Annotated in this window: 15 protein-coding genes; 14 read left to right on the plus strand and 1 reads right to left on the minus strand. The window is 66.7% G+C overall.

The features are described from left to right. The 12 genes from AB0L58_RS03200 to AB0L58_RS03255 all read left to right on the plus strand — a co-directional run bounded on the left by AB0L58_RS03200 (position 1) and on the right by AB0L58_RS03255 (position 18713). Positions 1-6015: an aminotransferase class III-fold pyridoxal phosphate-dependent enzyme gene (locus AB0L58_RS03200; protein ID WP_364380060.1), complete on the plus strand. Its 6015-nt coding sequence runs from the start codon at positions 1-3 to the stop codon at positions 6013-6015. After that, positions 6012-6851 carry a hypothetical protein gene (locus AB0L58_RS03205; RefSeq protein WP_364380063.1) on the plus strand — a complete coding sequence of 280 codons (840 nt, stop codon included), beginning with the start codon at positions 6012-6014 and terminating at the stop codon, positions 6849-6851. The genes AB0L58_RS03200 and AB0L58_RS03205 overlap by 4 nt, the downstream gene beginning before the upstream one ends. Continuing rightward, complete coding sequence (locus AB0L58_RS03210; RefSeq protein WP_364380066.1) at positions 6848-7102, plus strand: acyl carrier protein; 255 nt, start codon at positions 6848-6850, stop codon at positions 7100-7102. Before AB0L58_RS03205 ends, AB0L58_RS03210 begins: the two co-directional genes overlap by 4 nt. Continuing rightward, entirely contained in the window at positions 7099-8814 is a 1716-nt protein-coding gene (locus AB0L58_RS03215) for a fatty acyl-AMP ligase (RefSeq protein ID WP_364380069.1), read from the plus strand. Before AB0L58_RS03210 ends, AB0L58_RS03215 begins: the two co-directional genes overlap by 4 nt. After that, the gene (locus AB0L58_RS03220; protein WP_364380072.1) at positions 8811-10214 is read left to right on the plus strand and encodes a cytochrome P450; all 1404 of its coding nucleotides are present in this window, start codon (positions 8811-8813) and stop codon (positions 10212-10214) included. The genes AB0L58_RS03215 and AB0L58_RS03220 overlap by 4 nt, the downstream gene beginning before the upstream one ends. After that, positions 10211-12934, plus strand: coding sequence for a PEP/pyruvate-binding domain-containing protein (locus tag AB0L58_RS03225; RefSeq protein WP_364380075.1), 2724 nt, complete (start codon positions 10211-10213; stop codon positions 12932-12934). The genes AB0L58_RS03220 and AB0L58_RS03225 overlap by 4 nt, the downstream gene beginning before the upstream one ends. Beyond that, positions 12931-14253 carry a pyridoxal phosphate-dependent aminotransferase family protein gene (locus tag AB0L58_RS03230; protein ID WP_364380078.1) on the plus strand — a complete coding sequence of 441 codons (1323 nt, stop codon included), beginning with the start codon at positions 12931-12933 and terminating at the stop codon, positions 14251-14253. Before AB0L58_RS03225 ends, AB0L58_RS03230 begins: the two co-directional genes overlap by 4 nt. A gap of 1 nt (position 14254) precedes the next feature. Then, positions 14255-15658, plus strand: a complete 1404-nt coding sequence (locus tag AB0L58_RS03235) for a nucleotidyltransferase family protein (protein WP_364380081.1) — start codon at positions 14255-14257, stop codon at positions 15656-15658. Beyond that, positions 15655-16383 (plus strand): HAD family hydrolase, encoded by a 729-nt coding sequence (locus AB0L58_RS03240; RefSeq protein ID WP_364380084.1) that lies wholly within the window; start codon positions 15655-15657, stop codon positions 16381-16383. The genes AB0L58_RS03235 and AB0L58_RS03240 overlap by 4 nt, the downstream gene beginning before the upstream one ends. After that, the gene (locus tag AB0L58_RS03245; RefSeq protein ID WP_364380087.1) at positions 16368-17300 is read left to right on the plus strand and encodes a diacylglycerol kinase family protein; all 933 of its coding nucleotides are present in this window, start codon (positions 16368-16370) and stop codon (positions 17298-17300) included. The genes AB0L58_RS03240 and AB0L58_RS03245 overlap by 16 nt, the downstream gene beginning before the upstream one ends. A gap of 11 nt (positions 17301-17311) precedes the next feature. Further along, complete coding sequence (locus tag AB0L58_RS03250; protein ID WP_364380090.1) at positions 17312-18073, plus strand: SDR family NAD(P)-dependent oxidoreductase; 762 nt, start codon at positions 17312-17314, stop codon at positions 18071-18073. A gap of 166 nt (positions 18074-18239) precedes the next feature. Then, positions 18240-18713: an HAD-IIIC family phosphatase gene (locus tag AB0L58_RS03255; RefSeq protein ID WP_364380093.1), complete on the plus strand. Its 474-nt coding sequence runs from the start codon at positions 18240-18242 to the stop codon at positions 18711-18713. A gap of 159 nt (positions 18714-18872) precedes the next feature. Here the strand turns inward: AB0L58_RS03255 and AB0L58_RS03260 are convergent, their stop codons facing one another. Next, positions 18873-19631 carry an alpha/beta hydrolase gene (locus AB0L58_RS03260; RefSeq protein WP_364380095.1) on the minus strand — a complete coding sequence of 253 codons (759 nt, stop codon included), beginning with the start codon at positions 19629-19631 and terminating at the stop codon, positions 18873-18875. A 73-nt stretch (positions 19632-19704) separates the two neighbouring features. Here AB0L58_RS03260 and AB0L58_RS03265 point away from each other — a divergent pair, with 73 nt between their 5' ends. Together AB0L58_RS03265 and ilvD are read left to right on the plus strand one after the other, a co-directional pair. After that, the gene (locus AB0L58_RS03265) at positions 19705-20118 is read left to right on the plus strand and encodes a MarR family winged helix-turn-helix transcriptional regulator (RefSeq protein ID WP_364380098.1); all 414 of its coding nucleotides are present in this window, start codon (positions 19705-19707) and stop codon (positions 20116-20118) included. A gap of 60 nt (positions 20119-20178) precedes the next feature. Next, positions 20179-21885, plus strand: coding sequence for a dihydroxy-acid dehydratase (gene ilvD / locus AB0L58_RS03270; protein WP_364380101.1), 1707 nt, complete (start codon positions 20179-20181; stop codon positions 21883-21885). Positions 21886-22991: the final 1106 nt, after the last annotated feature.

Below are 22991 nucleotides of genomic sequence, written 5' to 3' on the forward strand. Positions count from 1 at the left end.
GTGTCGGCAGATGTTCTGTTTTCGGAACAAATAAATTCTTCCACCATTGTTTCCGAAGACGAATTATTCGATGATTTCGCCCGGCACACCCGTCCCGGATTGGCTCGGCTGCTCCGTGCGTGTCATCTCGACGTCGTGTACGCGGGCGCCGAAAGTGACTACCTGATCCGGCCGGATGGGACCCGCGTATTGGATCTTGTCGGCGGTTTCGGTGCGGCGCTGTTCGGGCACAACCATCCGGCGCTGGTGCAGGTGGCCACCGCACGGCTGAATCAGCGGACGCCGTTCGTCTCCCAGGGCAGTATCCGGCCCGGCGCCGCGCGACTTGCCCGAAGGCTTTCGGAGGCAGTGGCCGCCGAGAGTGGTCGCGAGTATGTGGTGACCTTCGGATCCACCGGTGCCGATGCGGTGGAGGCGGCGATCCGGCATGCCGCGGTGGCGCATGCCCGTGCCCTCGGCGATCTGGAGACCGAACTGCGACGCACCCTGCGCCGGGTTCGCCGCGATGGCCTGCATGATGTTCGTCCGATTGCCCCGGACGACAACCGATCCGATGTCACCGACGACGACGGCCGCTGGGTCGCCGAGATTCTCACCGAATCACTGCGTGAGATCGACGAACTGCGGCGGCGCGGAGCGGTTTTCGTCTCGCTGACCGGTGCCTTCCACGGCAAGACCGCCGGTGCGTTCGCCCTGACCGAGCAGGCCGACACGCCAGCGGACCTGGTGGTGCCGGGTCCGGAGCGGCGCAGGCTCGACACTTGGGAACCGGACGCGGTGGCGAATGCCTTCGCCGAGGAACTGCGGCCGATATACCGGATCACCGTCGACGGTACGGGTCGGCCGGTTCGGTCCCGGACCAGGATCTCACCGATCGCCGCGGTATTCGCCGAGCCGATCCAGGGTGAGGGCGGCGTCCGCGAGGTTCCGTCCGCGACCCTGAAGGCATTGCGCGAGTTGGCCGATCGGCACACCGCGGCCCTGGTATTCGACGAGATCCAGTCGGGTATGGGTCGCACCGGAACCTTCCTCGCCGCGGCGCCGTCGCAGGTGCGCGCGGACTACTACCTGCTGTCGAAATCGCTGGGCGGCGGCCTGGTGAAGATCTCCGCTCTGCTGGTCGACCGGCAACACTCGATCGCCGACTTCGGCCGCTATCACACCTCGACCTTCGCCGATGACGATCTGTCCTGCGCGGTCGCCGATGCCGCGCTGGACCTGTTGCGGGACAACCAGATCCGCATCACCGATATTGGCGCGCGACTACGCTCGCGGCTCAACGCGGTGGCGCAGCGCTGGCCCCGGGAGATCGTCGCCGTGCGGGGACGGGGACTGCTGCAGGGCATCGAACTGTCGCCACCGGAACCGGCATCCGCGCTGCTGCGCGAGATCTGCGATCCGGAACTGTTCGGATATGTGGTGACGGGATATCTGCTGCACGTCCACCGGATCCGCATGCTGCCAACGCTTTCCGCGCCCACCACATTGCGGCTGCAGCCCTCGGCGTTTCTCGCCGACGTGGAATTGGACCGGCTGACGGCGGCACTCGACGATCTCGCCGCACTGCTGCACCGCGGCGACTACGCCCGGTTGCTCGCACACCTGGCGGCACCGGTCACCACGAAGTGGCCGGTGCCGGAACGCCGATCGCCGGCGCGGCGACGCACCCATGAGGTCGCCCGCGACTGGAACGCCCCGACCAGAGTGGTATTCCTGGCCAATCTGCCCGTGGTCGCGGATCTGCGCAGATTCGCACCGGAACTGGCCGAATGGTCCGACGACCGATTCGCCGCACTGTTCGAACGGCTGCGCGGGGTGGCTGACCCCTTCGAACTGACCAGGCAGATCGTCACCTCGCCGACCGGCGCCGCGGTCGAGGTATGCCTGATCGCGGTGCCGATTTCGGCCGAGCAGATCATCGAATGTCAGCGCGCCGGACATCGCGCCTGGCTGCGCGATCTGGTGCTGGCGGCGGTTGAGCAGGCGATCGCCTTGGGCGCCAGCGTAATCGGGCTCGGTGGATACACCTCCATTGTCACCGACGCCGCGCGCGATGTCGTGGAGGACACCGTCAAGGTGACCTCCGGCAATTCGCTGACCGCGGCCTGCGCCTACGAGGTCGTCCGTGCCGAACTCGCCCGCCTCGATCCGGGGCAGCGCCGGGTCGGCATCCTGGGCGCACTGGGCAATATCGGCGCGGTGATGGCGGAACTGCTTGCACCGCTGGCGGATTCGGTCACCCTGGTCGGGCGCACCGGATCGGCGTCCCGGCTCGAGCGGGTGGCCGCGGCCCTGCCCGGCGTGGTGACGGTCAGTGCGGACCTGACCGCTCTGCGTACCTGTCGCGTCGTCCTCACCGCCACGAATTCGGCCGTGCCCGTCGTCACCGCCGAAATACTGGCCGACGACCATCCGGTGCTCGTGGTCGATCTCGCGGTCCCCGGCGATGTGGATTCCGCGCTGTCCCGGCAACCGAATATCACCCTGGTCTCCGGCGGGCGCATGGCGCTGCCGCTCGGCCAGACACCACCGTTTCCCGAAACCGGGCTGCCCGCCGGGGTCGTCTATGCGTGTATGGCCGAAACCGTTCTGCTCGGTTTCGAGCCGCGCACGGCGAGTCCGTCCTACGGCGGCCTGACCGCGGCAGGCGTACGTGCCGCCCGCGAACTGGCCGCCCGTCACGATGTGCGCCCGGTTCTGCTTCCGACAGGAGTTCCAACCGTGTCCGAAACTCTCACCGCAGCCGTGCCCGCCCCGATGTTGCTCGGCGCGGCCGATTTCGCATCGGTCCGCGCCGGTGGCAAGGCAGGCACCCTGCACGAACTGATCGTCGCCGGATTCGAGGTGCCGCCCGGTTTCGTCGTCCCGGCCGATCTCGATCTCGCCGAGATATCCGATGACGACCTGAGCGGCTGGGTCCGGGCGCTGGGGGGTTTCCCGGTTGCCGCGCGTTCGAGTGGTGTGCTCGAAGACCTCGACGATGCGAGTTTTGCCGGTCAGTACGAGTCGTACCTCGATATCGCCGATGTCGCGGCCTTGCGCAAACATATCGAGCAGTGCCGCGAGTCGGTGCACAACGCACGAGTGCGTACCTACCTCGCCCGGCGCGGCTATCCCGAGGCCGGTGCTCCGGTCGCCGTTCTGGTGCAGCGCATGGTCGACGCGCGTTGCGCCGGTGTCGGTTTCAGCATCGACGCGCTCACCGGCATCGAGGACCATGCGGTTGTCGAAGCCTGCCGGGGACTCGGCGAACGACTCGTCTCCGGACATGTCACGCCGACCCGATACACGCTGCGCCTGTTCGACGGCGCGGTGGTCGAACGGGATGCGGGCGATGAGGATGTCGAGCTGAATCCCGTCGCCGCCGCTGAACTCGCCGCCCTGATGCTCGCGGTGCAGGCGCAGCGTCACCGCCCGCAGGACATCGAATGGGCCATCGACGGCGACGGGAAACTGTGGTTGCTACAGGCACGGGCCATTACCGCGATCACCTGGCGCACCGATATCGACCAGTTCTCGGATGCCGACCTACGCGATGGCGGCGTCTCGGCGCGTGTCTGTACGCCGATGATGTTCTCGCTGTACGACAATGCCTTCCAGTACTCGATGCAGCAGTTCTTCGAGCGGTTGAAGCTCGCCGAACCCGGTGTGGAACCGGACTGGATGGCCATGTACTACGGCCGCGCCTACTGGAATGTGAGCGCGGTGAAGAAGTGCTTCTTCCGCATTCCCGGTTTCGACGAACAGCATTTCGACGACGACCTCGGCGTCCGCAACGACTACGGGCCCGATGGTCCGCATCGCACCCCGACGAACGCGAAGACCATTGCCAAGGCACTGCCCGCGGCGCTGGCCGTGCAGAAGAGCTACCAGGATCAACTGGCGGCGGTCGACGCGTTCGCGGCGGAATGGCCCGCGAAATACGCGGTGTGGCGCGAGCGGGTACGCGAACTGCCACGGACCGACGAGGCCACCTTCGTCGCGGATCTGGCGGACTGCCTGCTCACCTTCCACGCCGCCACCGAGCGCACCTATTTCACCACCATTTACCACAACTCCAGCGTCCAGACCGACTTCAAGCAGCTGCTCGACAAGGTGGATGCCGCGACCGGCGCGCGCACCTCGGCCATCGACCTGATGGGCGGGCTCGCCGATATCAGCCATATGCAGCTGCAGCGCGGCATTGTCGAATTGCACCGGGTGGCAAGCGAGCACGGCCTCGACAGCCCCGAATGGGCGAAGGCGCTCGCGGCCTTCATCGACGAGCAGGGTTTCCACGCCGACGCGGAACTGGATCTCACCGGCCCCCGCTGGTCGGAGGCGCCCGAGCGGGTGCGCTCGATGATCGCGGTCATGCTCGAAAACCGCACCCCGCCCGCGGATCCCGATGTGACGCTGGTGGATCAGCGCAAACGCTACGAGGACGAACTCGCCGCGGTGCGTGCGCGGGTGCGGGCAAAGCCGCTGGCGCGGGTGAAGCACGCCAAGGCATTGGATAGGCAGGTCGAGCGGATGCGCCGGTATCTTGTCGCGCGCGAACGCATGCGGGAGTTCTCGGCGCAGTGCTACGCCATTGTGCGCGCGTACGTGGTGGAGGCCGGGGTGCGGCTGGCCGCGGCGGGCACACTCGAACACGCCGACGACGTCTTCCAGTTGTCCATCCACGAGCTCAGCGATCTCGTGGCCGGGCGGGTGGATATCTCGACCCTCGCACCCCAGATCGCGTATCGCCGTGCGGTTTACGCGGGCTATCGGGATCTGGTGCCACCGCACGAGCTGGGTGGCGGTGTCACCGTCGGCGCGATCCGCGAGATCGGCGACGGTGATCTGACCGGACTCGGGTGCAGTCCCGGCATCACCGAGGGCACCGCTCGGGTGATCACCTCGCTGGCCGATATCGACCAGCTGCGCGCGGGGGACATCCTCGTGACGCGGTTCACCGATCCGGGCTGGACACCCGCGCTCGGGCTGGTTGCCGCAGTGGTGACCGAGGTGGGCGGCATGCTCTCGCACGCGGCGGTCATCGGCCGCGAGTACGGAATACCGGCGGTGCTCAATGTCGCGGGTGCGACGACGGCGATGCGCTCCGGACAGCGCATTCGGGTCGACGGCGGTGCCGGAGTCATCACCGTGCTCGAGCCGGATGTCCCGTCCGGGCCAACGGCGCGACCGTCCGAAAATCGTGACCACACATCAGCACTCGATATCAGCGCCGTCGCGGAACCGGGGCAGATGCGGGAGCGGCCGCGCCCGGTCCCGGACGAGCGGCCGACCACCGAGCCCGTTGAGCCCACCCCGCCGAAACGCGTGGCGCCACCACGGCCCGCGGAACCCGAGCAATCGCCCCCGGCACAGCCACGCCCGGCTGCCATCAGAACGGATGAACCACTGATCGCACGCAAACGCCTGATCTGCATCGCCGGTGCCGACGGATCGGGTAAGACAACGCAGGTGGCGCGCATCGCCGCGGAATTCGAGGCGCAGGGCCAAAGCGTTGCCGCCGTGACCATCTGGGACGCATTCCTCGATCCGAAGGTCTCCTCGAAGCTGCCATGGCGCAGTCCCGCCGAGATCTATGGCTACCTCGAACTGCTGTCCCCGCTGAGTCGCGCGCACTTCCTGTTCCACGCCATGCAGCTGTCCGTCGACCTCGCCGCCGAACGCGGCCCGGACATCCTGTTGGCGAATGCCTACTGGTACAAGTACTTCGCCACCGAGGTGGCGCACGGCGGCGATCCGGTGGTGCTGCGCAAGTTGGCGGCAGGATTCCCGGAACCGGACCGCACCTTCTACCTCGCGGTCGGCCCACAGGATGCGTTGGGGCGCAAGCAGCTGCGCAGCGACTACGAAAGCGGCTACGGCGACGAGGAGACCTTCCTCGCCTTCCAGCGGCGTAGTCACGATGCGTTGGAGGCATTGTCGGAGGAGTTCGGCTGGATCCGCCTGGACGGCACCGACACCCCCGCCGACATCACGAAGGCCGTTATCGCCCAACTGCGGGAGGACGACCGATGACCCGCCGCGTCGCGATCGTCGGCATCGACGGCTCCGGCAAATCATCGGTCATGGCGCGGCTGCGCGAAGCGGCACCGGGCACCGGTCTATTCGCCTCGATGACCTGCCCGGACTTCCACAACACCAGGAATGTGCCGCTGACGGATCTGTCCGAGCAGCTCAGAGCCTTCAGCGTCGGATGCGATGAAATCGGCAGCCTGGAAATGAAGGCCACCGCGATGTATCTGCAGATGACATTGTTCGGTCCGGTGGAGCGGCACTTCCTGACTACCTGGTCACCGGATGTGCTGGCATTCGAACGGCATCCGCTGATCGAATTGCTGGTCTACGGGCCGCTGTATGTCGCGCTGGCCCGCCCGGAATGGAACGGTCAGGACCGCGCCGCCGAAATCGTGGCCGTGCTGGAGCACCATCGGCCGGGCACCTTCGACGACATCCTCGCGTGGCAGCGGTCCGAATCCACGCGTCTGGGCACCTCCCCGGACATCTGGGAACTGCTCTCGGAGATCGCGGATCTGGTGCGCCGGGACATCACCGCGGCCGTCCCCGGCTTCGCAGCCCGTTTTCGCACCACACTGCCCGATGCGGTGCTCTGGCTGGACGCACCGCCGGAGCAGGCCGCGGCCCGGTGCGCGCAACGCACGGGGGACGGGCCAAAAGAGGCCCATGAAACAGCAGAGCGGCTCGTTGCTCTGCGTGACGGATACCTACGGGTGCGTGAGACCCTCGCGGCGGCCTTCCCGGAAGTGGGATTCCACCGCGTCGATACCAGCGACGGTGTCGATCTCGAGGAGTCGGTACGCGCCTGCGTGACGGAAGGGAAGTTGTTCGGGTGAGTACACAGGCAGGTACCCCGGCCACCGAGATCGAGGCGCGGGTGCGCGCCATTGTCGGCGAGGTGCTGTGGGTTTCGGCGGACGAGATCGATGCGTCCGCACAATTGATCGACTACGGGCTGGATTCGCCGACCGCGATCGAGCTGACCATTCAGCTGGAGCAGGCATTCGGCATCGTCATTCCGGAAGATGCCGCGGCACAATTGAATACGGTCGGGGAGATCGTGCGATACGTGCGGGGTGACCGGTGACGGCACTGGTTCCCCGGCATCCGACGATCGTGCATGCGCTACTGAGGAATGCCGAGCATGGTGCGTCGGCACCGTCGACGATCTTCGTGCCGGAGCGCGGCGGCTCCGACAGTGAAATCACCTGGCGGCACGACGATCTCGCGGCCGCGGCCGGCCGGACGGCGGCCGCACTCGCCGCCGAGGGCGTCGAGCCGGGGGATCGGGTGATGCTGTGTCTGCCGACCTCCCCGGAGTTCGTCACGGCATTCTTCGGTGCGCTGGCGCTGGGCGCGGTGCCGACCGCGGTGGCGACACCGGGCGGATTCGGTTCGGCGGATATCTTCCAGGACAAGTTCACTCGGCTGCTCGATTATCTGGAACCCGCGGCGGTCGTCGCGTCGCGGTCGGTGCTCGCAGGGGGAGCACTGCCGGACGATGTGGCCGCCATCGAAGGCGATGTGCTGCACGCCTCGGCCGGTTCGCCGGATGTGCCGACGCTGGGGCCGCGGCTTCCCGAACCGGGAGATCTGGCATTCATCCAGGCGACCTCCGGTTCGACGGGAACGCCCAAGGGTGTGCAGGTCACGCACGCGAATCTGGCGGCCAACTGCGAACAGATCGCCCGCGCCGCCGCGATGGGTGCGGGCGACACCTGGGTTGGCTGGCTACCGCTGCATCACGATATGGGGCTGATCGGCGGATTCCTGACGCCGGTATTCCGTGGCATCGATGCGGTGCTCATGCCGCCGAGCCGGTTCCTGCGCAGTCCGGGGGACTGGCTGCGCGCGGTCGGTCGATATCGCGGAACATTCACGGCGGCACCAAATTTCGCGTATGGATATGCGGCGGCCCGGGTCACCGACGCCGAACTCGACGGCGTCGATCTGTCGAGTTGGCGTTTCCTGTTCTGCGGTGCCGAGCCGATCCATCCGCCGACCGTACAGAGCTTTGTCGACCGGTTCGCGGCATGGGGACTACCGAAAGACGCTCTGGTGCCGTGCTACGGCATGGCTGAGGCGTCCCTGGCGGTCACCGTGAACCGACCACACGCGCCGGTCGCCTACGACTCGGTATCGCGCCGGGCGCTCACCGGAAATGGTGTGGCCCTGGATATTCCGGAAGGCGACCTCGATGCGCTGCATATCGTCGACTGCGGGGCACCACTGCCCGGTACCGATGTGCGCATCGCCGACGAGGAGGGCGTGGTGTGCGGTCCGGACATTGTCGGCCACATCCAATTTCGGGGCCCATCGATGACTACCGGTTACTTCCGGCTGCCGGAGCAGACCGCGGCCGCGTGTCGCGACGGCTGGTGGGATACCGGCGATATCGGCTACCTCCGTGACGGTCGACTGCGCATCACCGGCAGACATAAGGACCTGATCATCATCCGCGGCGCGAACTACCTGCCCACTGATTTCGAGCTCGCCGCTCAGCAAGTGGCGGGCGTGCGCCTCGGTGGGGTCGCGGCCGTCGGTCACACCGATACCGGAGGGCTTTCGGAGGAGTTGCATCTCATTGTCGAATCCGGAGCGGACGCAACCGAACACGATACGCTGCGCCGAGCGGTGCGGGCCGCGGTGAGCAAACGCACCGGTGTGCTGCCCGCCGGGGTGCGGGTGGTGCCGCCACGCAGCATTCCGAAGACGACGAGCGGCAAGGTGCAGCGCGCGGAGGCCCGGCGGCTGTTCCTGGTCGAGGATGATCTGGTCGGTGCCGGAGGCGCGGCATGACGGTGCCGCCGAAGTTCCGCGCCCGCGGGCTCGGCGGTCCGGCCCTGCGACATCCCTTGGGTGCGTATCCGGATTACCGCACCGACCCGCTCGCACTGTTCTACGAGCAAGCCGTCGCACACGGCGGCAGCGTCCGGCTGCGCCTGGTGCATCAGCAGCTGCACCTGCTCGTCGAGCCGGAGCATATCAATCAGGTGCTGGTCACCAATGCGGCGAAGTATGAGAAGGGCATCAGCTATCAGAGTCTGAACTACCTGCTCGGACCCGGACTCCTGACGAGCGGCGGCGAACTCTGGAAACGCCAGCGCGCCTTGATCAAGCCCGCGTTCTCCCGCCGCCATGTCGACACCGAGATTCCGCTCATGGCGGCATGCGGACAGCGGATGCTCGATCGCCTCGATGCCTACGCCGTGACGGGTGCGGCCTTCGACCTGGTCCCCGAGGTGATGGGCTTCGCGGCCGATGTGGTGTGCCGCGCGGTCATGGGCTCCGATATCGACGGCATCCTGCCCCGGATCGAAGACGAGGTACGCGAGGGTGTCTCGTGGGTGATGCGGCATATGGCAGCACCCATCCGAATTCCGCCGAGTGTGCCGACCCCGGCGAATCGCCGCTTCCGCGGTGTTCGCGAGCGGCTGTATCGCGTGGTGGACAGCGTCGTTCAGCGGCATCGAGACGCCGATGCCGAAACGACGTCCCTGCTGGCCCGGCTCCTGGCCGCCCGCGACGACGCCGGGCACGCCATGGATGACGCGCAACTGCGTCACGAGGTACTCACATTCCTGCTCGCCGGACACGAGACCACCGGCGGTGCGATGGCGTGGAGCATCTACGAATTGGCCCACAACCCGGCGATGCTCGCGCGGGTACGCGACGAGATCGATGCCGCACTCGCGCTGGGCGACGGCGTCGAGCGGGCGCTGCCCGCACTGGAGCTGACCGGGCGTGCGATCGACGAGGCCATGCGACTGCACCCGCCCGCGTGGGCGTTCAGCCGCACCGCCGTCGCACGCGACAGCTTCGACCGCTTCGATCTGCGACCGGGCGCGATCGTGGTGATCAGCCCGTTCGTGAACCACCGCTTCCCCGAATTCTGGGATTCACCGCTGACTTTCGATCCGGACCGGTTCACCAAGGACCGGACCAAGGCCCGCCCGCCGTTCCGCTATTTCCCGTTCGGGTGGGGCGCCCATCTGTGCGTCGGCCAGCATATGGCGCTGACCGAGGTGCGGGTGGGCATCGCAATGCTGTTGGCCCGCTACGACATCGAACTCGTCAATGGAATGCGGGTGCGGGAGAACCCGGAGATCTCCAATACCCCGGATCCGGTACTCGTCCGGCTCACCCGGCGTGCGCCCGCGGCGCCGATGACTACAACAAGGCAGGAGGCCGAGCAATGACCGGACCAACCATCAGCGATATCGCACTGGCCGCCGATGCGTCGATGGCGGCGCGAGTGGGCGCCAAGGCCGCGAATCTCGGCAGGCTCATGGCGGCGGGCCATCGGGTGCCGCCGTTCGTCGTGCTGGGTACCGCCGCCTGTGCGCGCATTCTCGAACCGATCCGTGGCTCCATTGCCGCGGCGCTGGATTCGCTCGACCACACCGATCCGGCATCGTTGCGTGCGGTGTCGGGGGAGATCCGCACGATCATCCTGGCGCAGCCGATACCGGCGGATATCAGCACCGCACTGAGCGCGGATGTACGCGAAATCATTGACCGCACAACACAATCCGCTGCTCGGCTGGCAGTGCGTTCCGCCGTCGGCGGCGAGGATTCGGCGACCGACTCCTTCGCGGGCCAACTCGACTCCCTGCTGAATGTCGCCCCGGCGGACGTTGCGGCGGCGGTGCTGGCAGTGCTGGCCTCCGCCTACTCGGAGCGATCGCTGTTCTATCGTGCGCATCGTGGACTGGACAACACTGATATCGACTGCGCCGTCCTGGTGCAGGCGCTGATCGACAGTGCGGTCTCCGGCGTCGTCTTCAGCTGCAACCCGCAGACCGGCGACCCGGGCGTGGCCGTCGTCTCGGCGGCCCTCGGTCTCGGCGAAGGTGTGGTCGCCGGAACCGTGGAATGCGATACCTATTTCATCGACGCCGCCGCGCGCACGATCGTGTCCCGTTCGGTCGCCGAGAAGCGCAGCCGGGTCGTGGTCGCCGACGAGGGTTCCGGGACGGTTGTCGAGCAGATCGCCGCCGTCACCGATCAGGCACTCACCGACGCGCAGATAGTCGAACTCGTCCACACCGCAACGGGATTGGCCGACGTTTTCGGCGCGCCACAGGATATCGAATGGGCCTACGGCGCCGATGGGGTGCTGTACCTGCTCCAGGCCCGCCCGATCACTGCGACCGGCGCCCGCGAAACCGTTTTCGACAATGTGAATGTCGCCGAGTCCTATCCAGGATTGTCGAGCCCACTGACCTTCTCGATCCTCCGGAATGCCTATGAGCAGGTGTTCCGCACCTGCCACCGGGATTTCGGCGCCACCGGCACCATCGTCGAACGCAACGCCACGAGCCTCTACCCCTATCTGGTCGGCACCGCGCACGGCCGCATCTACTACAACATCAGCAACTGGTACCGGCTGTTCCTGCAGATTCCGGGTATGGAATTCGCCATCGAAGGCTGGGAGGCGGCACTCGATATCGAGAACCGCTACCAGCGCCCGGCTGTGCCGAAACGCGGGCTGGCACGGGCGAAGGTGTATCTGCTTCGCCTGCGCATCGCCGCCATCATCACTGCTGGCTGGGTGCGGTTGCCGGGTCGGTTGCGCGCATTCTTCACCGAACTCCAGGCCTATACCGCCGATCTCGACTACCGGCTGGACCCGGAAACGCCGGAGCGGGAACGCGATCCGGAGGCACTGCTGCAGTGGATGGAACGCTGCCTGCACGAACTCGTGCCCGCCTACGCGGTGCAGATCTTCAATGACTTTCTGGCCCAGCAGATGTTCCACGTCGTGGGTCTGCTGCTGGAGCGCGAAGGTCTCACCGAGACGGCCGCCATCACCTTGCGCAATGAGTTGTTCTGCGGCGAAGAGGGTGTCGACAGCGTCGATCCGGTGCGCTCGGCGCTCACACTGACCGCAACGGTCCGCGCGGATGCCGCGTTGCGTGAGCTGTTCGAGGGACCGCTGGAACCGCACGAACTGTGGAAAGCGCTGGCACAGCCGGAATTCGCCGATTTCCGCGGCGCCTGCCTGCGGCATATCGCCTTATTCGGCGACCGCACCGTCGACGAGCTGAAGCTGGAAACCGATCCGCTGGGCGAGCATCCGGAGCACCTGGTTCCGATGCTGCGCAATTATCTGCGCGGCGGTCAGAACATCGACGAAATGGCGGCCAGGGAGAAGCAGATCCGCCGCGCGGCGGAGCGCACCGCCGCGCAGCTGTTCCGTGGCAAGCTCGGGCGCCGGTCGGCATTCCGCTTCGCACTCGGCCGGGCGCGCGAGCACGTGAAGCAGCGCGAGAATATGCGGCTGGGCCGCAGCCGCTCCTTCGGCCTGGTCAAACGGGTATTCCGGGAATACGGCAGGCAGCTGCACACGGCCGGACTACTCGAGGACCCGCGCGATATCTTCTGGCTCACCTACGAGGAGATCGCCGCCCTCACCCGGGGGACCGCGGTCGATACCGATGCCGCGCGCACGGTCGCCACCCGCAAGAGCGATCACGAGCGGTGGCGCACCGAGCAGCTGCCGTCCCGGATTGTCACGGCGGGAATCGCGGCCGTCGGTCTCGATGATCCGGCCTTCGATCATCCGCGTCCCCCCGCCGATTCCGGCAGCGTGCTGCACGGAATCGGGTGTGCGCCGGGTCGGGTCGAAGCTCCGGCATTGGTATTGACCACTCCGGAGCCGGATGTGGTCGTCGACGGTCAGATCCTCGTCGCATCCAGCACCGACCCCGGTTGGGTCTTCCTGATGGTGGCCGCCGGTGGATTGGTCAGCGAAAAGGGCAGTCCGCTCTCGCACACCGCCATTATCGGCCGTGAACTCGGCATCCCCACCGTCGTCGGCGTCGCGGGCGTCACCCGGCTGGTCGCCAGCGGGGATGTGCTGATTCTCGACGGCAGGGCCGGAACCGCAACCATCGTTCAGGAACACAGCTCATGACATCCACCGCAGCCGCACCGCACGAGACCGCGCACGGCGAGAACTTCAGCCTCGAGCACTACCTCGATCCCGCCGCGCACACCTTCGAACAGCGCTTCGAGGAATTCCGGCCCTATGTCGCGCACGCACGCGGCACCGGATTCGTCCTCCGCGAGCTCACCGGACCAGCCGGTCCGGTCGTGCAGGTCCGTGATCCCGACGGCGGCGCGGTCCGCGACCTGATCATGCTGGGATCGAACAACTACCTCGGCCTCGGAAACGAACCGACGATCGTCGAGGCCGCCGTCCGGGCGGTGCGCGAATTCGGTGTCGGCCATGGCGGACCGCCACTGCTGAACGGCACCACCTCGGTGCACCGGCGGCTGGAGGAGCGCCTTGCCGAGACCAAGGGCTGCGAATCCGCGCTGGTGTTCTCCTCCGGCTATGCCGCCAATGTGGGCTGGGTGACCGGTCTGCTGCGCAAGGGCGACATCCTGCTCTACGACGAGCAGAGCCACGCCAGTCTCTACGACGGCATCCAACTCGGGCGGATTCGCTCGATGGCCTTCGCGCACAACGATCTTCGGCATCTGCGCCACCGGCTCATGCAGATCCGCTGGCGCAATCCGGGCGCAAATATCGTGGTGGCCGTCGAAGGCGTGTACTCGATGGACGGCGATATCGCACCACTGCCGCAGATTCGGGCACTGTGCGATTCGTTCGGAGCCTGGCTGGCCATCGACGATGCGCACGGCACCGGCGTGCTAGGCCCGAAAGGTCATGGCACCGCTGAACATTTCGGCATGGGAGCCGGATCGGTCGAGCTGTACATGGGCACCTTCTCGAAGGTGTTCGCCACCACCGGCGGCTTCGTCGCCGGTTCCCGAGATCTGGTGGATACGCTGCGGTTCTTCGCCCGCTCGTACATGTTCTCGGCAGCGCTGGCCCCCGCGGTCGTCGCCTCGGTCCTGGCCGCCATCGATTTCATCGACGCGCATCCGGAGCGGATCCGCCAATTGCACGACAATGTCGACTATTTCGTGCGAGAACTGCGCCGCATGGGTTTCGCGGTCGATCCGCAGACCGCGATCATCCCGATCCTGGTGCCGCAGCGTCTCGCCGTCGCCGAGGTCGTCGCGGCGCTGCACACCGAAGGGGTGTTCGTGAACGGCGTCGAGTTCCCGGCCGTGCCACGCGAACAGCAGCGGCTGCGGGTCAGCATGATGGCCACGCTCGGCCGCGATCAGCTGGATTCCGCGCTCGAGAAGATTTCGGCCGTGGCTCGCCGCTTCGCCTTCCACCCCGAACAGATCGGTCCGACCGAAGAAGGAATCCGCTGATATGACCGGAACCGAAATTGCTGCGGGCGGAACGGCTTCCGAACGCCTGCTGGTGCACGCCGCACTGGCCGACCCCAGCCAGGACGAGCGCACCGCGCTGGCGAAGCTCGCCGACGAGATCACCGACTGGGCCGAGGTCTTCGAATTGGCCGCACTCAACGCGACGGTCCCGCTGGTGCAGCGTCGCCTCGAATCCGAAGATCTCTACGACCTCGTCCCCGAATCGGTGCGCGCACATTTCGCCGGCGTCACCGACCACATTGCCGCGGTGAACGACCGTCGCCTGGCCGGTGCCCGGGAACTGCTGCGCCGCTGCGACGAACGCGGCGTGCGCTGTGTGGTGCTCAAGGGCATGTTGTTCTCGGCGCAGATCTACCACGACCCGCGCTACAAGCGCATGAACGACCTGGACATCCTCATCGAACTCGACCAGGTCGACACCGTCATCGAGATCTATCGGGAGCTGGGACTCTTCGCCACCTCCGAACTGCTGGGCAAGGCGCCGAAGGTCCGCGCCGAACGCTCACACCACCTGCCGTCATTCGTCTCCCGCGACGGTTCGCTCGTCGTCGGCACGCACTGGGGCCTGATCACCCCGCTGGCCCGGTACACCATCGACTACACCGCCATCTGGCAGCGAGTACGGCGCATCGACTTCTATGGTGTGCCCGCCTGGGCCATGTCGCACGAGGACAACCTGCACCACCTCGGCGTCCACCTGCCGTACTACAAGACCGGCGTGCGTGAGCTCGCCGACATCTGGAATCTGGCCCGCTACGCCGCGGACCTCGACTACGAACTGCTGGCCGGTGAAATCGCCGAGGCGGGCAGCGAAAGTCTGATGTACCATGCCCTTTCGCTGGCCGATCGACTGGTTCCGGTACCGGAGTTCGCGGCATTGCTCGGCCGGATCGCGCCGAGGATCAACCGCTTCACCCGCTACGACACCGCGCGCAAGACCGCCGATATCCATGCCCTGCTGCGCAGCCGCTGCACCCACACCTCACGCATCGAAAAGGCCTACACCGAATTCAACATGACCGCCGTCGCGAGCGAGAAGCGCGACCGCTTCGGTCGACTGTGGTCGGATCTGCTGGTGGTGCCGGGTGCGGAGGCACGAAAGATGAGTTCGCTTCGTGACCCGACGCCGCTGTCCGATCTCGGCGCGCGAATCTGCGCCCCCTACCGGCTGACCCGGGTCTTCCAGCGTGACCTGGGTCGCTGGCTGTTCCCGGCGGCTCTGGCCAAGACCGTCTTCGATCTGGGTGCCGCGTATGGTGCGGAGCTGGTGAGTCGGGCCGGAATCGGTACGAGCGCGACCGTACGTCCCGGCATCGACGAATACGCGGCACGGCTGGGCCTGACCCGCGCCGATCTACAAGCGGTACTGGACAGCCAGGAATGAATCGCACAGTGCTGTGGGACCTCGACGGTACCTTGGTGCGTTTGCGCCGCCGCCGGTTCAAGACGCTCATGCCGCTGGCAGCCGCATTGGCATTCCGCGAGCTGACCCCACCGCATCGGTTCCTGTGCGCGCTGTCCGGCGTGCTGAAGCAGGTGCGGGCCAACGACACCGAACACACCAACACCGAGCTCATGGTCGGACTGCTCGCCGAGCGGCTCGGTATCGCACCCGATGCGGTGGCCGTGCAACTGAAAAGCCTCGCGGAGCAGGGGTTTCCGCGCCTGCGGCGCTGTTTTCCGCCGGAGCCGTCGGCACTGGCCACGGTGACCCGGCTCCAGATGGCGGGAGCGACGCAGGTGGTCGCGACCAACCCGCTGTGGCCGGACAGTACCGTCACCTCCCGGCTCGGCTGGGGCGGCTACGACCTGTCCGCCTTCACCTTCCGCAGCAGCGGCGAGAATATGCGCCGCTCGAAACCGCGCATCGAGTTCTATCGAGAACTTCTCGACCGGCTCGGGACGGAACCGGGGGAGTGCGTGATGATCGGCAACGACGCCGCCAACGATGCACCGGCGGCACGCATCGGTATTCCCGTCTTCCTGGTGAATGTGCCGGAAAAAACGGTCCCGCAGGAATATTCGGGCACCGGATTGGTAAGTGCGGGGGATTGGCCTCGGCTGCGGGAGTGGCTGGGTATCGAGGAGGAGTCATGCTCGTCGTCCTGAATCCACAGTCCAATGCCGGGACGGCACTGCGGCGTTGGCGTCCGGTCGAACGCGTGCTGCGCGAACGCGATGCCGAGCTCACCGTCGAAATGCCCGGTGACGCGGAGCAAGCCACGAAACTGGTGCAGGCGAGACTCGAGTCGGATCCACCCGAGGTGATCGTGGCGGCCGGTGGTGACGGCATGGTCAACCTGGTCCTCAACGCGATCATGGATCCGGCGACGGACCGGCCGCGGCCCGGCACGGAAGCGGTCGGGCTCGGCGCGATCGGCCTGGGCAGTTCCAACGACTTCCACAAACCGGGGCGAACCAGCATCGCGGATATCCCGGTCCGGCTCGGCGCGCCCGAGCTCGTCGACGTCGGCAAGGCCACCATGCTGTTGCCGGACGGCACCCGAGCGGTCCGCTACTTCCTGCTCAATGCGAGTATGGGCCTCGTTGCGGCGGGCAATCATTCGTTCAACCACGCGCGCGGGCCGATCGGCTGGCTGAAATCCCGCAATGTCGAGGCGGCCATTATCGCCACCGCGCTGAGCAATATCGCCACCCACCAGCCACTGGCCATCCAGCTGCGCGGATCCGACTGGCTGCACACCGCACCGATCACGAACGTCGGTGTGCTCAAGAGCGTGCACTTCGCGGGTGGCATGTACTACGACACACCGGTCACCCGCGCGGACGGGCTGTTCGATGTGAATATCTGGGAGGCCGCGGGCCGGGCGCGGATTCTCGGGCTCATCGCAGGCCTCTACCGCGGCAGGTTCCGGGGTTCCGCGCTGGCCACCTGTTATCGCGACAGCGCCGTGGAACTGCGGCCCACCGCACCCGCACCGCTCGAATTGGATGGTGAGATCACGATTGTCGAATCGGCGCGCTTAGAGGTGCTGCCGCGCGTGTTGGGGGTATGTGCGCTATGACCGTTGTCCTGGTGACCGGCGCCGCTAACGGTTTGGGTGCGGCGACCGTCGAATACCTTGCGCGCGTCGGCTATGCGGTCGAGGGCAGTGACAAGGTCACGCGAGACGGTGTGCGTGCGGTCGATGTCCGCGATACCGAGGCGGTGCGGAGTTGGGTGAAATCGGCGCACGCACGGCACGGCCGCATCGATGCGGTGGTCACCTTCGCCGCCTACGGCATTGTCGGTTCGGTGGAGGAGACCGATCCGGACGAGGCCGCCGCACTCATCGATACCAATGTGATCGGCACTCACCGCGTGCTGCGCGCGGTGCTGCCGATCATGCGTGCACAGGGCCACGGGCGGGTGATCGTGGTGAGCTCCGGTGCGGGCGCGATCGCCGAACCCTACGGCGGCTGGTACTCGGCGACCAAGGCCGCCATCGAACGTCTCGGTGAGGCGATGCGGATGGAGACCGCGCGCTTCGGTATCCACGTCTCGGTGCTCGCGCCGGGGTGGACGGTCACTCCGATCATTGATTCCGCTGCGCGCGTTGCCGATCCGATCGAGGCATATACGGCCGATCGGACTGCGGTGCTGGCGCGCGTCACCGGATATCTGCGGCACGGACAGTCCGCGGCGATGGTAGCCAGGAAGGTGCGGACAATTCTGGAAGCGTCCGAACCGCGCCAAACCTACCTGTGCGGCGGCGACGTTCGGCTCTCGTTCTGGACCCGGCGATTCACCCCCGCTCGGGTCTACGAGCAGCTCGTTCGCCGCTACTACGGCTTTTGACCGGAGCATTCACCGGCCGTACCGGTACTATCACCTCGGCCGCACAGGCGCCCGAGGAAGCGGGGGCTTGTCCGGCACGTGCCGTTCGCTGGATGGTTTTCGCAGTAGCCCATCCGCCGACGACACGGCAGGAGAGGCAGTGATGACCAACCGATAGGGGCAGGCGATGGCACCGGCTCTGAGATGTCTTGTCTGGGAACTGGACAACACCCTCTGGGATGGTGTCGTCTGCGACGCGACCAGCGGTGCACCCCGCCCCGGCGCCCTGCGCACATTGCTGAAGCTCAGTGAGCGCGGCATCTGGCACGCCGTGGCCAGCCGCAGCGACCGCGACCTCACCCTCAACAAGCTCTACCGCCACGGGCTCTACGACATGTTCTCGGCCATCGAAATCGGCTGGGGCCGCAAATCGGCGTCGCTATTGCGAATCGCGCACACCCTCGGCCTGGAGTTGGACACCATCGGTTTCATCGATGCCGAACCGGTGGAACGAGCGGAAGTCACGCGCGCGCTCCCACGCGTACGCTGCTACGCCGCCCGCAACGCCGACGTCCTCCCCGCCCTCCCCGACTTCCGCCCGGTGCTCCGCACCGGCCCATCACCCACCCCTCCCATGGGCTTCGCCAGCGTCCGAGCCTAACCCGAGCAACCTGCGCCCACACTGCCCAAACGGGGAAAGCGAGATCAGGTGGAATCCATGGCGGCATCGCCCGCCGCCACCAGTGCCACCTGATCTTGGTTGTGATGCTGGGCTGCACAGTCAGGGGGAGCAGGGGCGGCGATGGCGCGCGTCGGTCGGCTACCGTGGGGTTGGCAGGAAGGCGTCGATTCGGGCGAGGGTGGTCTCCGGTTGCTCCAGATGGGGCAGATGGCCTGCCGCGCGGATGATTTCGAAGCGGGCATTGTCGAAGGCGGCGGCATAGGCGGCGCCGTAGGACGGGGTGACGATACGGTCGCTTTCGCCCCAGAGCAGCAGTGTCGGTGTGGTGACCGCGGCCAGTAGCGGCAGCAATTGCGGATTGTGCATGTACGGGTCGCCCGCGTAGTGCCGCAGTGTGATCATATTTGCCTGGCGCACGGCCGATTGCGCGGCGGGGAGATCGGCGGGGTCCTGGTAGAAGCGTGCCGGGTGGTGGTAGGAGTGCTCGGCCACCCCTCGGGCGTCGAGGGCGAAGAAGTTGGTGATCGGCTCGTCGTCGAACCACACGCCGGTCGCGTCGATCAGTACCAGCCCGCCGATCCGGTGTTCGCGATCGCGGACGGCCATTTCGGCGGCGATCCAGCCACCGATGGAGGAGCCGATGACGAAGACGTCACGCAGTTCGCGTTCGCGGAGCAGGTCCAGGTAGGCACGCGCGAGGTCGCCGATGCTGTCGAATCGCAACGGTGTGCCGTTCCAACCCGAATGGGTCGGCATAAGAACATGAAACGTGCGCGCCAGATGCTCGGCGATACCGGCCACCGAGGCCGGTCCGGCGCCGCCGTGTAGGACGAGAATTGTTGAACCGCTGCCTGATTCGGCGATAGTGAGCGGTTGCGGTTGAGCTGCTGCGGTCATGGGAAGCGCCTCGGTTCCGTTGACTAAATATGTTGATATAAACAAGCTTAGTCACACTGCTAGCATGATGTCTATGCCCGATGATCTGCAAGCTCTGGGACGCGCCGTGAAACAGGCGCAGTACCGCCACCATCGCGCGCTGGACACTCGGCTCGCCGCCATCGGCAGCACCCTCGCCCAATGGGATGCTCTGCGCGCTATCGACCGCAATCCCGGTGCCACCGCGCGCGCCCTGGCCGAGGAGACATTCCAGAGCGAGCAGGCCTTCGGCACCCTCGCCAACCGGCTGGTCGCGCGCAACCTGATCGACCGCACGCCCGGCCGCGGCCGCGCCATCGAACACCGGCTGACCGCGGCCGGTGAGCAGGTACTGCGCGCCGGAAACCAGGTCGCGAACGAGGTGCTGGCCGACTCCTTCGCCGCATTGTCGACCGGCGAACGCGCCACCCTGCGGAATCTGCTCCAGCGAATCGGTACGCACCGATAACCGACGCGGTGATCGGCGTGGTCGTCGGCGCTCGGCGATCCGGACGGGAATGATATGGCCATGGCCGATGATCCGAACGTTCCCGATATCAAACCGCGCAGCCGCGACGTCACCGATGGTCTGGAGAAGACGGCCGCGCGTGGCATGCTGCGCGCCGTCGGCATGGACGACGGGGACTGGGGCAAATCCCAGATCGGGGTGGCCTCGTCGTGGAACGAGATCACGCCCTGCAACCTGTCGCTGGATCGGCTCGCCAAGGCCTGCAAAGAGGGCGTATTCGCGGGCGGCGGATATCCGATGGAATTCGGCACCATTTCGGTCTCCGACGGCATCTCCATGGGCCATGAAGGCATGCATTTCTCGTTGGTCTCGCGGGAGGTGATCGCCGACAGCGTGGAAACCGTGATGCAGGCCGAGCGCCTCGACGGTTCGGTGCTGCTGGCCGGATGCGATAAGTCCCTGCCCGGCATGCTGATGGCCGCGGCGCGGCTGAACCTGGCGAGTGTGTTCCTGTATGCGGGCTCGATCCTGCCCGGTATCGCGAAACTCAGCGATGGCAGCGAGCGCGAAGTGACGATCATCGATGCGTTCGAGGCAGTCGGCGCCTGCTCGCGCGGTTTGATGAGTCGCGAGGATGTGGATGCCATCGAGCGTGCCATCTGTCCCGGTGAGGGCGCGTGCGGCGGGATGTACACCGCCAACACCATGGCGAGCGCGGCCGAAGCATTGGGTATGTCGCTGCCGGGCAGTGCGGCGCCGCCCGCGACCGATCGGCGACGCGACGGCTATGCGCGGCGCAGCGGCGCGGCGGTGGTGGAATTGCTGCGGCGCGGGATCACCACCGCCGATATTCTCACCAAGGAAGCCTTCGAGAACGCGATCGCCGTCGTCATGGCATTCGGCGGCTCCACGAATGCGGTACTGCATCTGCTCGCGATCGCACACGAGGCGAATGTGGATCTGACACTGGACGATTTCGCCCGTGTCGGTCGTCGGGTGCCGCACCTCGCCGACGTGAAACCCTTCGGACGACATGTGATGACGGACATCGACCGGATCGGCGGCGTACCGGTGATGATGAAGGCGCTGCTCGACGCTGGCCTGCTGCACGGCGACTGCCTGACCGTGACCGGCCGTACGGTCGCCGAGAACCTCGCCGATATCGCCCCGCCGGACCCCGATGGAAAGGTGGTGCGGGCCATGACATCCCCGATCCACCCGACCGGCGGCATCACCATCCTTGCCGGATCGCTCGCACCCGGTGGCGCCGTGGTCAAATCCGCGGGCTTCGACTCGGACGTATTCACCGGCACCGCACGGGTTTTCGACGGCGAGCGCGCCGCGATGGACGCATTGGAGGACGGCACGATTACCGCGGGCGATGTGGTGGTCATCCGCTACGAAGGCCCGAAAGGCGGTCCCGGAATGCGTGAAATGCTGGCGATCACCGCGGCCATCAAGGGCGCGGGCCTCGGCAAGGACGTGCTGCTGCTCACCGATGGGCGATTCTCCGGCGGCACCACCGGACTGTGCGTGGGGCACGTCGCTCCCGAAGCGGTAGACGGCGGCCCGATCGCCTTCGTCCAGGATGGTGACCGAATCCGCCTCGATGTCGCCGCGGGCACCCTCGACCTGTTGATCGATCCGGCCGAAATCGCCCGCCGCGGTGCGGGCTGGAAGCCCTTGCCGCCGCGCTATACCCGCGGTGTACTCGCCAAATATTCGAAGCTGGTCGGCTCGGCGTCATTCGGTGCCGTCTGCGATTGACAGAGGTCGGCTCGGCGTCGTCAATCGGTACCCGGATGCTTTTCGGCGCTCGGACGTCCCGCCTGGCGAGCCAGCTGACCGTCGGGCAGCCGGGAGTGCGGCTCGGGCTGTTGACCATCCGCGAGGAGAATCGCTGTCGGTACGTTGAGCTGGAGCGGCTGTGCGAGGGTGCTTTCGCGCCGTCGCCGACGGGGATGTGCAGCGGACTGGCGCGGGTGTGGGATCTGAAGGGTATGTGCACCCGTCGTGACCAATTCGTGACCTATTCGAGACATCGGGGTGGGCAGCCAGGTCGTACGCGGGTAGCGTCCGGACCTGCGAGAGCCTCGGCGGCATAGGCGCCGCCGAGGCTGTCGTCCAGCTTGGTGCCCGTCGTGCCCCGAGATCCCGCCGCCGCGGGGCTGCTGTGACACCCGGCGTCCTCGTCCATTCCCGTACGCAACCGCCGAGAGGGCATCGAACGCGAACGCTGACCGTCGAGAACACTGCGACGCGGGTCTATCGGCGGTCGGAATCGAGTACCTGCCCTCGTCAGGCGGCCGTCCCTGAATCCGCGGATCTCTTCGGCGAGTTCGCGGGTCTCCTCGTTGCTTGCAAAAGAACGGCACGCCCGCCTCGACGCATTGATCGCACAGGTCGCGCACCCAGTCGGGGGTGTCGGTCGTGCGTTCGGGCCGGATTCCCCGCCGACGGTCGCCCGGTAGATCGCGGGGTTGGGCTGCCATTCGACGAATTCCCACCAGGCTGGAAAAGGTTGTCGCGCAGGGCCGTCAGGCGGCGGATCCGCGTTTGTGGGCGCAGCTCGCTGGCCAGCTGGACCCTGCGGCGGTGCTGGGGATACTGGTCCCGCGAGAGAGACGCCGCCGCAAGGTGATCGAGCTGGAACGGCTGCGTTGCGCGACGTTCCAGGCGTCAGTGACGGGCAATGAGTCCACCCTCGAGGCGTACCGGTTCCAGGTGTTCAGCTCGTCGGCTGATGAATCTGTTGTCTGGATTGCCCAGGTCGGGTCGCTGAGGTGATCTCACCTTCGGGCGACCCGGCCTGAGGCGAACGGGGTCGGGACCTGGTCAGGCGTCGAGGGCCTGGTAGAGCGTGGTCCAGAAGT

The organism is Nocardia sp. NPDC052112, assembly GCF_040680135.1.
GTDB lineage: Bacteria > Actinomycetota > Actinomycetes > Mycobacteriales > Mycobacteriaceae > Nocardia.

Bases quoted from the DNA above. Each gene is read 5' to 3' on its own strand.
- AB0L58_RS03205 (WP_364380063.1), top strand. From the start codon at position 6,012: ATGACCCGCCGCGTCGCGATCGTCGGCATCGACGGCTCCGGCAAATCA.
- AB0L58_RS03220 (WP_364380072.1), top strand. From the start codon at position 8,811: ATGACGGTGCCGCCGAAGTTCCGCGCCCGCGGGCTCGGCGGTCCGGCC.
- AB0L58_RS03225 (WP_364380075.1), top strand. From the start codon at position 10,211: ATGACCGGACCAACCATCAGCGATATCGCACTGGCCGCCGATGCGTCG.
- AB0L58_RS03230 (WP_364380078.1), top strand. From the start codon at position 12,931: ATGACATCCACCGCAGCCGCACCGCACGAGACCGCGCACGGCGAGAAC.
- AB0L58_RS03235 (WP_364380081.1), top strand. From the start codon at position 14,255: ATGACCGGAACCGAAATTGCTGCGGGCGGAACGGCTTCCGAACGCCTG.
- AB0L58_RS03240 (WP_364380084.1), top strand. From the start codon at position 15,655: ATGAATCGCACAGTGCTGTGGGACCTCGACGGTACCTTGGTGCGTTTG.
- AB0L58_RS03245 (WP_364380087.1), top strand. From the start codon at position 16,368: ATGCTCGTCGTCCTGAATCCACAGTCCAATGCCGGGACGGCACTGCGG.
- AB0L58_RS03255 (WP_364380093.1), top strand. From the start codon at position 18,240: ATGGCACCGGCTCTGAGATGTCTTGTCTGGGAACTGGACAACACCCTC.
- AB0L58_RS03260 (WP_364380095.1), bottom strand. From the start codon at position 19,631: ATGACCGCAGCAGCTCAACCGCAACCGCTCACTATCGCCGAATCAGGC.
- AB0L58_RS03265 (WP_364380098.1), top strand. From the start codon at position 19,705: ATGCCCGATGATCTGCAAGCTCTGGGACGCGCCGTGAAACAGGCGCAG.
- ilvD (WP_364380101.1), top strand. From the start codon at position 20,179: ATGGCCGATGATCCGAACGTTCCCGATATCAAACCGCGCAGCCGCGAC.